14 protein-coding genes are annotated in these 14,535 nt (G+C 41.7%); 11 read left to right on the forward strand and 3 right to left on the reverse strand.

The window, feature by feature from the left end:
- Positions 1 to 9: 9 nt before the first annotated feature.
- Complete coding sequence (locus ACFQ1M_RS10430; protein WP_386407916.1) at positions 10 to 2,733, reverse strand: valine--tRNA ligase; 2,724 nt, start codon at positions 2,731 to 2,733, stop codon at positions 10 to 12.
- Positions 2,734 to 2,862: 129 nt separating this feature from the next.
- On the opposite strand from ACFQ1M_RS10430, the gene ACFQ1M_RS10435 reads away from it, so the two are divergent.
- On the forward strand, positions 2,863 to 3,291 hold the full coding sequence (locus ACFQ1M_RS10435; protein ID WP_386407918.1) for a DUF1573 domain-containing protein: 429 nt from the start codon (positions 2,863 to 2,865) through the stop codon (positions 3,289 to 3,291).
- A 135-nt stretch (positions 3,292 to 3,426) separates the two neighbouring features.
- On the opposite strand, the gene ACFQ1M_RS10440 is transcribed toward ACFQ1M_RS10435, so the two are convergent.
- Positions 3,427 to 4,632 carry an aspartyl protease family protein gene (locus ACFQ1M_RS10440; protein WP_386407920.1) on the reverse strand — a complete coding sequence of 402 codons (1,206 nt, stop codon included), beginning with the start codon at positions 4,630 to 4,632 and terminating at the stop codon, positions 3,427 to 3,429.
- A 272-nt stretch (positions 4,633 to 4,904) separates the two neighbouring features.
- Between ACFQ1M_RS10440 and ACFQ1M_RS10445 the strand changes: the two genes are divergently transcribed.
- Positions 4,905 to 6,095 carry a pyridoxal phosphate-dependent aminotransferase gene (locus ACFQ1M_RS10445; RefSeq protein ID WP_386407922.1) on the forward strand — a complete coding sequence of 397 codons (1,191 nt, stop codon included), beginning with the start codon at positions 4,905 to 4,907 and terminating at the stop codon, positions 6,093 to 6,095.
- A 1-nt stretch (position 6,096) separates the two neighbouring features.
- Positions 6,097 to 7,113: a UDP-N-acetylmuramate dehydrogenase gene (gene murB, locus ACFQ1M_RS10450; RefSeq protein ID WP_386407924.1), complete on the forward strand. Its 1,017-nt coding sequence runs from the start codon at positions 6,097 to 6,099 to the stop codon at positions 7,111 to 7,113.
- A gap of 61 nt (positions 7,114 to 7,174) precedes the next feature.
- Here murB and ACFQ1M_RS10455 read toward each other — a convergent pair whose 3' ends face one another.
- Positions 7,175 to 7,744 (reverse strand): fasciclin domain-containing protein, encoded by a 570-nt coding sequence (locus ACFQ1M_RS10455; protein WP_386407926.1) that lies wholly within the window; start codon positions 7,742 to 7,744, stop codon positions 7,175 to 7,177.
- Between the two features lie 117 nt (positions 7,745 to 7,861).
- On the opposite strand from ACFQ1M_RS10455, the gene ACFQ1M_RS10460 reads away from it, so the two are divergent.
- The 8 genes from ACFQ1M_RS10460 (at position 7,862) to gap (ending at position 14,511) form a co-directional block, all read left to right on the forward strand.
- Positions 7,862 to 8,428 (forward strand): RNA polymerase sigma factor, encoded by a 567-nt coding sequence (locus ACFQ1M_RS10460; RefSeq protein ID WP_386407928.1) that lies wholly within the window; start codon positions 7,862 to 7,864, stop codon positions 8,426 to 8,428.
- A complete protein-coding gene (locus tag ACFQ1M_RS10465; protein ID WP_386407930.1) occupies positions 8,425 to 9,195 on the forward strand; it encodes an anti-sigma factor domain-containing protein in 771 nt (256 codons plus the stop codon). The genes ACFQ1M_RS10460 and ACFQ1M_RS10465 overlap by 4 nt, the downstream gene beginning before the upstream one ends.
- Before the next feature lie 181 nt (positions 9,196 to 9,376).
- Entirely contained in the window at positions 9,377 to 9,583 is a 207-nt protein-coding gene (locus tag ACFQ1M_RS10470) for a membrane or secreted protein (protein ID WP_386407932.1), read from the forward strand.
- A 15-nt stretch (positions 9,584 to 9,598) separates the two neighbouring features.
- Entirely contained in the window at positions 9,599 to 10,711 is a 1,113-nt protein-coding gene (locus ACFQ1M_RS10475; protein ID WP_386407934.1) for a glycosyltransferase, read from the forward strand.
- Complete coding sequence (locus ACFQ1M_RS10480) at positions 10,702 to 11,268, forward strand: RNA polymerase sigma factor (RefSeq protein ID WP_386407936.1); 567 nt, start codon at positions 10,702 to 10,704, stop codon at positions 11,266 to 11,268. The genes ACFQ1M_RS10475 and ACFQ1M_RS10480 overlap by 10 nt, the downstream gene beginning before the upstream one ends.
- Positions 11,265 to 12,482, forward strand: a complete 1,218-nt coding sequence (locus tag ACFQ1M_RS10485; RefSeq protein WP_386407938.1) for an Nramp family divalent metal transporter — start codon at positions 11,265 to 11,267, stop codon at positions 12,480 to 12,482. Before ACFQ1M_RS10480 ends, ACFQ1M_RS10485 begins: the two co-directional genes overlap by 4 nt.
- A 61-nt stretch (positions 12,483 to 12,543) precedes the next feature.
- Positions 12,544 to 13,419, forward strand: coding sequence for a lipoyl synthase (gene lipA, locus ACFQ1M_RS10490; RefSeq protein ID WP_386407940.1), 876 nt, complete (start codon positions 12,544 to 12,546; stop codon positions 13,417 to 13,419).
- Between the two features lie 87 nt (positions 13,420 to 13,506).
- On the forward strand, positions 13,507 to 14,511 hold the full coding sequence (gap, locus tag ACFQ1M_RS10495) for a type I glyceraldehyde-3-phosphate dehydrogenase (RefSeq protein ID WP_386407941.1): 1,005 nt from the start codon (positions 13,507 to 13,509) through the stop codon (positions 14,509 to 14,511).
- Positions 14,512 to 14,535 lie beyond the last annotated feature (24 nt).

Raw genomic sequence — 14,535 nt, forward strand, 5'->3', positions numbered from 1 at the left:
CCTTTAGTCTTATTTGCTCAACGTCGCTAGACTCTCCTCTATGGTTGCGATCTTCGCTAAAGCATCCGCCTCTTTCTTTTTTTCCAAAGCCACTACCTGTTCTGGAGCGTTAGACACAAAGCGTTCATTAGAGAGCTTCTTTTGAACCGATTTTAAGAATCCTTCAGCCTTTGTTAATTCTGCATTGAGTTTTTCAATCTCAGCGTCAATATCGATGGCTCCAACCAACGGAATGAAATATTCATTAGATTTTACCCTAAATGAAAGTGCGCCACCAACTTTCTCTTCCACATGATCGATAGAAGATATGTTACCTAGTTTGGCAATGATGGCATCCATGTCCGTGGTCCAGCCCTCACTATTCAATACAGAAAGTGTCACTGCATCTTTAAAGGCGATATTTTTTTCTTTTCTAATGGTCCGCACCCCAGATACAACCTCCTGGGCTATTTCGAAGCGAGCGATCAAGTGCTCATCAAAAGATGTCTTCTTTGGGTATGAAGCTATGATCAACGCCTCCTCGGATGTCCTATTAGCGATATGTTGCCATATTTCTTCCGTAAGGAAAGGCATAAAGGGATGCAACAACTTCAGATTGGCCTCTAAAAGCTCGATGATCTTGTCGTAGGTAACCTTATCGATAGGCTGTTGATATGCCGGTTTGGAAATTTCTAATAACCAAGAACAGAAATCGTCCCACACCAATTTATAGATAGCCATCAGAGCATCCGAAATACGATATTTACCAAAATGGTCTTCAATCTCGGTCAAGGTCTTCTGTAACTTCGCCTCATACCATTCCAATCCTATCCTTGAATGTTCGGGTTGTGCAATACTATCACTTACCTCCCACCCTTGGATCAATCGGAAGGCATTCCATATCTTATTGGCAAAGTTCTTTCCCTGTTGACAAAGCGGTGAAACATATAATTCGGGCTTGCCAAGCTCTTTCCTTTTAAAAATTTCCTCTTTGGTCAGCACATTTCCTTGTTCATCAACTTGATCGAAGTCGAACATTAGGTCATTACCAGCAGCGGAACTCAATAGCAACCCTACACGCACGCCGTCTGCGCCGTACTCATCGATGAGTTTCAAAGCATCGGGAGAGTTTCCTAAGGATTTTGACATCTTTCGGCGTTGTTTGTCACGCACCAGTCCAGTGAGGTATACATTGTTGAAGGGTCGCTCTCCTTTGTACTCATAACCGGCAATGATCATCCGAGCCACCCAAAAGAAAAGGATGTCTGGGCCGGTCACCAGGTCGTTGGTCGGGTAGTAATATTGTATCTCTTTATTCTCCGGGTTGCGAATCCCATCAAAAACGCTCATCGGCCATAGCCATGAAGAGAACCATGTATCCAAGGCATCGGGATCCTGCGTTAGATCACCTATCTCAAGTTGATCATTGCCAGAATTCTCTTTTGCAAGTTTTAGGGCTGCTTCAATCGTCTCTGCAACTACAAAATCCTCTTTCCCATCACCATAATAATAGGCTGGAATTTGTTGCCCCCACCAAAGTTGGCGAGAAATGTTCCAATCGCGGATATTTTCCATCCAATGACGGTAGGTATTGTTGAACTTCTTAGGGAAAAGCTTCACTTCTCCTGTCTCTAAGACCGCTTTTATGGCTGGCTTTACCAATTGATCCATTTTTAAGAACCATTGATCGGACAAGCGAGGTTCAATTATCGCCTTGGTACGCTCGGAAGTCCCAACTTTGTTGGTATATGGCTCTATTTTAACGAGATGCCCTTTTTCTTCGAGTTCTTTAGAGATCTCTTTTCGAACAACAAAACGGTCTTTTCCCTCATAGTGCAATCCAAAAGAATTTAGCGTGGCATCCTCATTAAAGATATCGATGACCTCTAAATGATGCTTATCACCAAGCACCTTGTCATTCTCATCGTGTGCAGGCGTCACTTTAAGGCATCCTGTACCAAATTCGATATCTACATATTCATCTTCAATTATTGGGATCACTCTTCCACAAATAGGAACAATGGCCTTCTTCCCTTTGAGATGTGTATGACGCTCATCGTTAGGGTTGATACAGATAGCAGTGTCGCCCAAAATGGTTTCAGGTCGTGTGGTGGCAATGATCAGTTTTTCATCGCTGCCTTCGATCTCATAGGATAAATAATAGAGGTTTCCTTGTCTTTCTTCATAGACCACTTCTTCATCAGAAAGCGTTGTCTTTGCTTCTGGATCCCAATTCACCATACGGTAGCCGCGATATATGAGACCTTTATTATAGAGATCAACGAAGACCTTGATCACCGCCTCGGACATCTCTGGGTCTAGCGTAAACTTGGTCCGGTCCCAATCACAGGATGCCCCAAGTTTTTTTAATTGCTCTAGAATGACCCCTCCATATTCTTCTTTCCATTCCCATGCATGTTTCAAGAACTCTTCACGCGTCAAATCACTTTTGTTGATTCCTTGCTCTTTAAGTTTGGCAACTACTTTAGCTTCTGTGGCTATCGAAGCGTGATCTGTACCAGGTACCCAACACGCATTTTTTCCCTGTAAGCGCGCACGACGTATCAATACATCCTGAATGGTGTTGTTGAGCATGTGCCCCATATGAAGGACACCCGTGACATTCGGTGGTGGGATTACGATGGTATAAGGCGGTCTTTCATCTGGTGTGGAGTGAAAATATTTATGCCTCATCCAGTAGTCATACCACTTGTCTTCTACCTGCTTTGCATCAAACTTTGCCGGAATATTCATGATTTTGGTCCGATTTTTGAAAATAGATGTGCAAAAGTACTCAACTCTGCACGATTATGAAAGGAATTCATTTATTTTGCGGTTGATCAAAAAGTACCTAAATTTACATTCTAACAAAATAGAAAAGTGATGAAAAAAATTATTACACTTTTAGTTGTAGCTTTTATCGGTTTTGCTGTTAATGCCCAAGAAAAAGTAGCAAAGATCGAATTTAAGACGAACAAGGTAGACTACGGCACGATCGAGAAAGGTAGCGACGGTGTGCGCACGTTTGAGTTCACTAACACAGGAGACGCCCCATTGATCATCTCGAGAGTTTATTCTAGCTGCGGTTGTACCATCCCTAAAAAACCTGAAGAACCGATCGCTCCTGGCGCCACTGGAGAGATTCAAGTAAAATATGATACGAAGCGAGTTGGCCCGATCAGTAAGACCATCACGGTCTATTCTAATGCTGAAACGCCTACGGTTGCCTTAAGGATCAAGGGCAAAGTGGTCGATGCGGATCCGGAGCAAAGCGTGATGATGAAACAGAAAAAAGGCCCTACAAATAACTAGGAACCTTTTAAAGGATATTGAAACCGCTTCGTAAGAGGCGGTTTTTTTATTATTTCTAAGAATTAAGAATTGGAATGGTGCGTTAAAAATTTTTATTTGAGAAAGTATGAGCGGGATAAAAAAACATCCGTGAAATTAAAGTAACTTCCGTAGTTTAAAGTCAAATCGGAGTTCTTTCCCATTGCGTTCCACGATTAACCTAATATTCTTTCCATCCCTATTGGACAACATTCCTATGACTTCTTGAAGCTCATAACTATCCACTCCCTTGCCATTGATACTCACCAAAATATCTCCTTTTTTTAGCCCAGAAGCTTCGGCTGGAGATCCTTCTCGCACCTCAGCGATCTCGAAAGCCGGCACCAGTGCCATCTTGTAGATATCACTAAGCACGATCTCTATGGAAGAGTCGTCCTTTCTTTTGACGCCGCCATATTGGGCGTCTAGTTTCTTTACCATGCGAGTCCCGTTATGCTGCAGTTCGATACCACTCATATTATACTCAAAAGGTTTTTTAAAAAGCCCATTTTTCTTTAAGGTCAACTGCTGATTTGGATAATCAAGGACCAAGTCGAAGCGTTTCAAGATATCCCCACCAATACTACCATTTCGCTCTTGATAGGCATAGGCCAACTCGATATCCAAGGAGTCCGGAAAGGCCACTTTGGCATCTTTTAACTCAAAAGAACCAACTTTGAATGTCTGCAATCTACTGCGCTCCCCATAAATACTTCCGCCAAGGCCTCTACCCAAAAAGTCTCTAAAATTTCGTTCTGGCACCCTGATTCCTTTCTCTACATTCTCAAAAAGCCATACGGCATCACTACCTCCAGAGTCTATCAGTAGCTTTACAGGAATTTCCTCATTATCATCAACCGTGACCATCGCGTCCAAATATGGCTTTTTCCCATTGAAATTTAGCGGAAAGGTCTCACACTTTTTGCAATTCTTATATTGATAGTTATCTGGATCATAGAATTTTAGACGTTTTGTCGAATATTTTAGCTCGACGATAAAATCCTTTAAGAGATCATGTCCTATGATCCCATGTATCGGAATTCCTAATCGCGTTGAAAAGTTGAGATTCTCGTCTAACACCACATACATTTCCTGATCGGTGCTTACGACGCCGCCGATCTTCATCGTATTGTTTTTTGAGAGTAAGGCCTCCACCGGTGCTCCAGAGCCCAAACCGCGTATCATGATCTTGCGAACATTATTTATTTGTAACGAGTCATTTTCTGTTAAGTTGAAGAGGATTGGTTTGTTAACACCCGTATCTAGAAGAAAAGTAAGCTCCACACCATTGATCTCCACTGGCAAAACGATTAAATTGCTCACCAATTTAAAGCGCAAAGAACTCTGGTCGTCATCTTTGTCTATAAAGCTAAAACTACTTTGAGCAAGCGAAAGCGAAAATGACAAAAAACATAATAGGACAAGATATTTTTTAAATAAAATCAATCTTATTTTGTTTTGAGGGTATTTACTAAGTTATGGAATAGCAAGACCAAATAACAATTATTTAACATTATTTAACTGGGCATGAAGCTTGTAGCATGTGCGAGTTTTTCAAATATATTTCGCAACTTTGCGCCATTAAATTATAGACCATGCCAGCAATTTCTCTCAAGGGAAAAAATATGCCGGAATCACCGATAAGAAAATTGGTTCCGTTTGCCGAAGATGCCAAAAAAAGAGGGCATAAAGTGTATCATTTGAATATCGGCCAGCCAGATATTCATACGCCCCAAGTGGCACTAGATGCCATTAAGAACAATACTTTAGAGGTTTTAGCATATAGCAGATCGGAGGGCTCTGAAGAATATCGTACCAAAATCGCCGCTTATTATCATAGGAATGATATTCAGGTCAAATATGATGACATTATAGTTACCACTGGTGGTAGCGAGGCCCTGCTCTTTGCAATAGGAAGTATCACCGATCCGGGAGACGAGGTGATCATCCCAGAACCGTTCTACGCCAATTACAATGGTTTCGCAACAGCGTCGGGAGTTACAGTGGTTCCTGTGGTGTCGAAAATCGAAAACAATTTTGCACTTCCCCCTATCGAGGAATTTGAAAAGTTGATCTCTCCAAAGACCAAGGCCATTCTCATTTGCAATCCTGGGAATCCCACTGGATATCTATATTCTAAGGACGAGATCAAGAAATTGGCTGCAATCGTTAAAAAACACGATCTTTTCTTGATCGCCGATGAGGTTTATCGAGAATTCGCTTATGATGGTGAAGACCATTATTCGGTGATGCAGGAGCCCGGACTTGAGCAGTACGCCATTATGATCGATTCCGTATCAAAGCGATATAGCATGTGTGGTGCTAGAATAGGTTGCATCGTATCCAAAAACAAAGAAGTTATTGGTACGGCATTAAAATTTGCACAAGCTAGACTAAGTCCGCCAACCTTTGCTCAGATGGCAAGCGAAGCAGCTTTAGATACCCCACAAAGTTATTTTGACGCCGTCATTGAAGAATATGTAGAGCGAAGAAATACATTGGTCGCTGAATTAGAAAAAATTGATGGGGTGCGTGTTGCCAAACCAAAAGGCGCCTTTTATTGCATCGCAGAACTTCCCGTTGCCGACGCAGATGATTTCGCACGTTGGCTCTTAGAAGAATTTCATCTGAATGGTGAAACGATCATGGTAGCCCCCGCAGCAGGATTTTACTCCACCAAGGGAATAGGGCTCGATCAAGTGCGTATCGCCTATGTACTGAAAAAAGAAGACCTCGTGCGTTCGGTCGAAATACTAAAGTCGGCACTAGAAGCATACAAAAGCTAAATTGAAAATTCAGCATAACATATCTCTAAAACCATACAATACTTTCGGAATCGATTCGATGGCCAAGCACTTTGTATCGATCAATTCGGTGAAAGAATTGCAGCAGTTGTTGGACGATCATTCCTATCCAGAGAAATTTATCCTCGGAGGTGGCAGCAATATGTTGATGGCAAAGGATATCGATACTTTGGTGGTGCACGTCAATATTAAGGGAATCGAAAAGGTCTCCGAAACAGCTAGCGAAGTCATCATCACCGCCAAAGCAGGTGAAAATTGGCATCAATTCGTTTTGTGGTGCTTGGAGCAAGATTACGGAGGGCTGGAGAATATGTCGTTAATTCCAGGCAATGTAGGTACAGCCCCAATTCAAAATATCGGAGCCTATGGCATTGAACTGAAGGACGTTTTCCAGTCCTGTGAAGCGATAGAGATCAGCTCTAACACCTTGAAGACCTTTGATAGGGAAGATTGCAAGTTTGGATATCGCAATTCTATCTTTAAAAATGAAGCAAAAGGTAAATATATCATCACCTCGGTAACCTTTAGACTGACCAAGAACAACCACAAACTGAACACCTCTTACGGCGCCATTGAGACCGAATTAGCAGAGATGGGCATCGATGTGCCGAAGATCAAGGATATCTCTAATGCGGTCATAGCGATTAGACAGCGTAAGCTACCTGATCCTGCCATTTTAGGAAATAGCGGTAGTTTTTTTAAGAATCCGATCATCAAAAAGGAAGCGTTCGCAGTGCTTCAGCAAAAATATCCAGACATCCCTCACTATGTGGTTTCAAATGATGAGATCAAGGTTCCTGCGGGCTGGCTTATTGAAGAAGCTGGATTTAAAGGAAAACGTTTTGGAGATGCAGGAGTTCATAAGAATCAAGCTTTGGTTCTCGTAAATCATGGTAATGCCACAGGGTCAGAGTTGTGGGGCCTTGCACAAAAGATTCAGCAATGCGTATTGGCCAGATTTGGCATCGCCATAGAGGCCGAAGTAAATGTCATCCAGTAGATAAATAAAAGCCCGTGCTCCCCAGCACGGGCTTTTCCCCAACTAAACTAACCTAAAACAATTATTCAGGAAGAACAACTGTATCGATGACATGAATGATACCATTGCTGGCACCCACGTCTGTTTTGGTGATGGTAGAAATACCACCTGATTCGTCTGTAAGAATTACACTATCCCCGTCTAAGGAGGCGGTAAGTTTGCCTCCGCTCACGGTTTTTATAGTAAACTCTCCTTTGTTACTTTTTATTGCACTGACCACATCGCTAGCCATCACTCTACCGGAAACAACATGATAGGTCAGAATATTTGACAAGGTACCTTTGCTTTCTGGTTTTAAAAGTCCGTCCAAGGTACCTGCTGGAAGTTTAGAAAATGCTTTGTTTGTAGGTGCAAATACGGTAAAAGGGCCATCGCTTTTTAATGTTTCGACCAGACCAGCAGCTTTAACGGCTGTCACCAATGTGCTAAAATCTTCTAAACTTGCTGCCACATCCACTATATCCGCTTGTGCCATTTCAACATCGTTGTAAGCAAGCTCTTTCGTGTTCTTTTTAGCATCATCACATTGTGCACTTCCTTGAAAACCAAATGTTAACAAAACAAGCACTGCAAAAAATTTTCCCATTTTCATGATTTTTAATGTTTTTAATTAATAATTTTGAAGTGCACTCGTTTATAGATACGGCATGCTTTTGCTAATTGGACTTCAATGGCATGTCAAAAAAACGTTAAAACTACCAATAACAGAATGGGGCAGCTATTAGAAAAACACATTATACAACTCTTAAAGGAACGCGATGACAAGGCCATATCCCTCTTGTACGACAACTATGCGGACACCTTATACGGTGTTGCGCTAAAGGTCGTAAAAGACGAAGCGCTTGCACAAGATGTTTTACAGGAGAGCCTAGTAAAGGTTTGGAAAAAATCAGAGAGCTATGACGCATCCAAAGCGAAACTTTTTACTTGGCTCTTCAGAATTACACGGAACACTGCCATCGATAAACTTAGAAGTGTCAATAATAAAGCTGATAAAGAAATCCAAATAGAAGTATCAAACGTATTTAGATTAGGCAATACGGATTACCAACCAGAACATTTAGACGTCAAGGACCACATGAATTCTCTCGAGGAAAAGTACCAAGTAGTATTGGATGCACTTTTTTTTCAGGGAATGACGCAACAGGAAGCTAGCGAAGCTTTAGACATTCCGTTAGGAACGATAAAGTCAAGATTAAAAATTGGATTAAGAGAATTAAGAAAAGTCTATGATGTGACGACTTTATTAATATTGGTAATTGTGAATTTATTATGAAAGAAAATTTAGACATATTTCTTCAGTCTGACTTATTAGAACGATACCTTTTAGGCGACACGGATACGTTAGAAACTCAAAAGGCAGAGTCTTATATTGAAAAATATCCTGAAGTTAATAAAAGATACGTAGCGATGCAGGAAGACCTGGAGCGCTATGCGAGAGCACATGCGGTGAAAGCTCCTGCCCACATAAGAGAGGTGGTCATTGATGAAGTGAGATCTTCACGCGCTGTTACCAAAAGGTACCCATCATGGTTCACCATTGTTGCGAGTGCCGCAGCTGTTCTATTTGCAGCTTCCACATTCTATTTCTATCAAGAAGGACGACTCCTGAAGGCAGAAAATACAGATGCTATGAAAGAGATAGCATCCTTACAAAACGAACTTAGTTCATCGGGCACATTGCTTGCCAGTGCCTATGAAGAGCTTTCAAGACTTAGAAATCCGGAAACACAGAAATATGTGCTGCGAGGCAATCAGAGAGCAAAGAACCTGAAAACGGTAGCCTATGTAAATCCAATAGAGAAGATCTCTTTGATCAACGTAGTTGACCTGCCGAACCTTCCAGAGGACCAAGTATTTCAAATGTGGGCCGATATCGATGGTAAAATGGTGAGCCTAGGAGTGCTTGAAAAAGCAGAAAACAAATTGCTTCGAATCCCATATAATGAAAATGCGACCAGCTACAATATCACTATCGAGAGAAAAGGAGGGAATAATCATGCTACGGTAGAGAATTTGGTCGCGAACGTAGAATTCCAATAACCATTGACATATCTTAAGTTTAGGCTACACAAGGTAAAATTTGTACCTTTGTAGCCTTATTTTTTTATATGAAATGAGCCACAAAAACATAACGGTTGTTTCTTCCGAAATGTTTATTGGCGAATTGCACCTGTCTGCAGCAGGCAGGTCTGACCTCTATTATGCAATAAAATTCGAACAGATGAAACTGTTACTCTTAACGCTAGGCCTTTTGGCATTGGCCTTTGCTGGAATCGCCATCAAGATATGGGCGAAAAAAGATGGAAAGTTTGCCGGAACCTGCGCAAGTCAAAGTCCTTTTCTCAATAAGGATGGTGAAGCATGTGGTCTTTGTGGTAAAATGCCCGACGAACAAGACTGCAAGAACCCAGAGCTCCAGCAGCAGTAACTACTGCGGTATCAAATGCTGAACGTTCTGCTTTACACTTTTCTCTTATGCGTTGGAATTCAACTCATCTACTATCTATTCATATTTGCTAGATTCTCCTTCTCCAAAGACCAAGCGCCCAAAAATGATTCCGATCTACCTATTTCTGTTATGATCTGCGCCAAGAATGAATCAGAAAATTTAAGAGAATTTATCCCCCTGATCCTTCAACAAGCGTATTCCAACTTTGAGTTGCTACTGGTAAACGATCATTCATCTGATGATTCCCTTTCAGTAATGGAAGATTTCCAAACCAAGTTTCCCGAAAAGGTGAAGGTGGTGAACGTGGAAGAGGGTCCAACCTTTCGAGGAAACAAGAAATATGCGCTCACATTGGGCATAAGAACGGCTCAACATTCATACCTGGTATTTACAGATGCAGACTGCAGGCCGATTTCCCAAAATTGGCTTTCTTGTATGGCCAGTGGCTTTTCTGAAAGTAAGGATATTGTTCTGGGCTACGGCGCCTATGAAAAGATAAAAGGCTCTTTTTTAAACAAACTTATTCGGTACGAAACTGTCCTTTCTGCAATTCAATACTTCTCTTACGCGAAGATCGGACTTCCCTATATGGGAGTAGGAAGAAATCTCGCCTATAAAAAAGAACTTTTTTATCACGCCAATGGCTTCGAAGAACATATGGAAATTATGTCGGGAGACGATGATCTTTTTATAAATCAGGTCGCAAGCAAGCAAAATGTAGCACTTCAATACCAACATAACAGTTTTACTGTATCCTTAGCTAAAAAAAGTTGGAGGGCTTGGTTCCGACAGAAGAGAAGGCATATCTCTACGGCTTACCATTATAGATTGGAACATCGCATACTGCTCGCGCTTTTCTTTCTGAGCACATTGCTCTTTTGGGGGCTGGGAATTGCGCTGGTCATGATCTCTAAACTATGGCCTTGGGTTGCCATGGCGTTTCTGTTAAGAATGATCATTCAGTATCTCGTAATCGGTTATGGTGCGAAAAAACTAAAGGAAACGGATATATGGTGGCTAGTACCTGTTTTAGAAGTGACGCTTATTATATTTCATTTTACTATATTTATTGTGAATAGGATTTCAACACCCACCCATTGGAAATAGACCCAGATTTATTGGCCATACAAATTGCAAAAGCAAAGGAAGGCGACCAAAAGGCTTTCAATTTTCTTCTAGATTCCTTTTGGAATGATGTTTACGGCTTTCAACTAAAACGCATCCAAAATGAAAACGATGCTGAGGATATCACCATCCAAACATTTTCTCGAGCCTTTGACAAGATCAAAACGTATGATGACCGCTACAAGTTCAAGACCTGGCTGATCACTATTTCTAAGAACCTACATGTAGACCTGGTCAGAAAACAGCGTTCCTCGCTTCATGCAGAGACAACGGACGAAGAAGAAAGAAAAGTATACCGAATACCAGATGATGCGCCAACACCAGAAGATAAGCTGATCACTGAACAGAACCTTTCTAAATTGCTTAGAGACATCAAACAACTAAAACCACATTATCAAGAGGTGATCAATCTAAGATATTTTCAAGAACTCAGTTACAAGGAAATTTCCGAACATCTCAAGGAACCGATGAATAACGTGAAAGTAAAACTACTGCGAGCGAAGAAGCTATTGGCAGAAATCATTCAGAGAAAATCATGAGCATCGCCATTCTAAGGAAGCTAGGTCCTGGGTTGTTGTTCGCCGGAGCAGCGATCGGCGTTTCTCACTTGGTACAATCGACCAGAGCGGGTGCCGATTTTGGTTTTGGTCTTATCTGGGCACTGCTGCTTGTAAATCTTTTCAAATATCCTTTTTTTCAATTTGGACCACGATATGCGCTAGCTACTGGCGAAAGCTTGCTAGATGGTTATAAGAAGCTTGGCCGCGGTGCACTAATAGCCTACTTCATCCTCAACCTTGCAACCATGTTCACCATTCAAACAGCCGTAACCATCGTAACGGCCGGTTTGGCAGTAAATCTTTTTGGAGTCACCGATGATGTTGTGCTATGGAGTATCATCATCACGGTGATCTGTCTTTTGATCCTCGTCATCGGAAGGTACAAGCTCTTGGACAATCTGATGAAAATCATCATCGTTGCACTGACCATAAGCACCATTATAGCAGTTGTCATAGCTTTGAACAATGACCCTAAAAGCATGTCCTTGGTACAAATTCTGCCAGAAAATAGTGTCGGTATCGCATTTCTGATTGCCTTCATGGGCTGGATGCCAGCACCGATGGACATTTCAATTTGGCATTCACTTTGGGCCATCGAAAAGAAAAAAGAAGAGAAATCCTTTGATACGAAAGGGGGGCTCTTGGACTTTAATATCGGCTACTTAACAACCATTATTCTGGGAGTTTGCTTTGTGTCGCTCGGCGCTTTGGTCATGTTCAAAAGTGGCGAGACCTTCAGTCCAAGCGCCTCTGGCTTTTCCTCGCAACTTATCTCATTATACACGACCAACTTGGGTGATTGGGCCTATGTTATCATTGCGCTGGCAGCATTTACCACCATGTTCAGCACTACGCTAACAACTCTTGACGCATCGCCAAGGGCGATGGCAAAAACGACCAAGCTGCTAGCTGGAAACCTTATAAAGCACAGTTATATCTTTTGGATGGGCGTTCTAGTAACGGGTACCCTTATTATTCTAGGTTTCTTCTTGTCCGAAATGGCATTATTGGTGAAAATAGCCACTATTCTGTCCTTCATCACTGCACCATTCTATGCACTGTTGAACTATTTGTTGATCAACAGCAAACACACCCCAAAAGAATGGCACCCCTCTATTTACATGAAAATATTGAGTTGGATGGGTATCGTATTTCTAATAGGTTTCAGTGCATGGTACCTGCTCACATTATAACTATACTAAGTATTGCCTTTGAAAACATAGTTTGTATCTTTGTATTCGAAAAAATTGCACTATGAGTACAGATGCCGCAGTTAATGTATTACCCCCAAAAGGGAAACCAAAGTGGCTTAGGGTCAAACTCCCCACTGGTAAAAAATACACCGAGCTCAGAGGATTGGTAGACAAATATAAGCTAAACACCATCTGCACTTCAGGGAGTTGCCCAAACATGGGTGAATGCTGGGGAGAGGGTACTGCCACTTTTATGATTCTTGGAAATATATGTACCCGTTCATGCGGGTTTTGTGGAGTAAAGACTGGAAGACCCGAATCTGTGGATTGGGATGAGCCTGAAAAAGTAGCGCGTTCCATAAAGATAATGAACATAAAGCATGCGGTGCTCACCTCTGTAGACAGAGATGACCTTAAAGACATGGGGTCGATCATTTGGGCAGAGACGGTGAAAGCCGTAAGAAGGATGAATCCATCTACAACGCTAGAGACCTTGATCCCAGACTTTCAAGGAGTGACCAGAAATATTGACCGCATCGTGGCCGTCGCTCCCGAAGTTATCTCACACAATATGGAAACGGTGAAGAGACTCACTCGCGAAGTTCGCATCCAAGCCAAATATGAGCGGAGCTTGGAAGTATTGCGCTATATGAAAGAACAGGGAGCACGTAGAACCAAATCGGGAATCATGTTGGGACTTGGTGAAACAGAAGAGGAAGTCATCGAGACATTGCACGACCTAAGAAATGCAAATGTGGATGTTGTAACCATCGGTCAATATCTTCAACCTTCGAAGAAACATTTACCCGTCAAGCAATTCATTACTCCTGATCAATTCAACAAATATGAAGAAATAGGCAAGGAATTAGGATTTAGACATGTGGAGAGCGGTGCCTTGGTGCGTTCTTCATATAAAGCGCATAAACATATCAACTAACAGCCTTTTTTCAGGTTTATTTTGAATACTTTTATTCCTGCACTTCGTTTATCTTGATCGATAGACCTAGGCGGGATTACTTTTTATATGAACAATAAGATAAACATCGCTATCAATGGTTTTGGCAGAATTGGCAGAACCTTCTTTAGGCTTTCTCTAAACCATCCAAACTTGCAGGTAGTTGCAATAAATGACCTGGCCAATGCAAGGACATTAGCACACCTATTAAAGTACGACAGCATACATGGAGTTCTAAAAAATGAAATAACACATGACGAGGGCAACATCGTTATCGACGGAAATAAAATACCACTCTCACAGGAAGGAAACATCAAAAACGTACACTGGCAACCCTACAACGTTGATGTTGTTATAGAGGCTACGGGAAAGTACAAGACAAAGGAGCTTCTTGAAAATCATATAAAAAATGGAGCAAAAAAAGTGATCCTTACCGTTCCTCCGGAGGATGAGGACATCAAAATGGTGGTCTTAGGGGTTAACGAGCACATTTTAACAGGAGATGAGAAGATCGTCTCTAATGCTTCATGTACTACAAACAACGCTGCTCCAATGATAAAGATAATCGACGAGCTTTGCGGTATTGAACAAGCCTACATCACTACAATTCATTCGTATACCACAGATCAAAGTCTGCACGACCAACCACATAGAGATCTGAGAAGAGCCCGCGCCGCAAGCCAAAGCATTGTGCCAACGACAACAGGCGCAGCAAAGGCACTGACAAAAATTTTTCCTGAATTAAAAGATGTTATCGGAGGCTGCGGTATCAGAGTCCCTGTGCCGGACGGATCCTTAACAGACATTACCTTCAATGTAAGGAAAGATACCTCTATAGAAGCTATCAACAATGCATTCAAAAAAGCTTCTAACAATGGCTTAAACGGTATTTTATGCTACACAGAAGACCCAATAGTATCTGTAGATATAATCAACGACCCGCACTCGTGCACCTTCGACGCATTGATGACTTCTGTGATCGGAAAGATGGTGAAAGTGGTGGGATGGTACGACAATGAGGTGGGCTATGCAAGCAGATTAATAGACCTAATTCATGTGTTTTTAAATAAATAGTTATATTTACTGGTATTAACCCAT

It is taken from the genome of Sungkyunkwania multivorans, from assembly GCF_042675645.1.
Classification (GTDB): domain Bacteria; phylum Bacteroidota; class Bacteroidia; order Flavobacteriales; family Flavobacteriaceae; genus Sungkyunkwania; species Sungkyunkwania multivorans.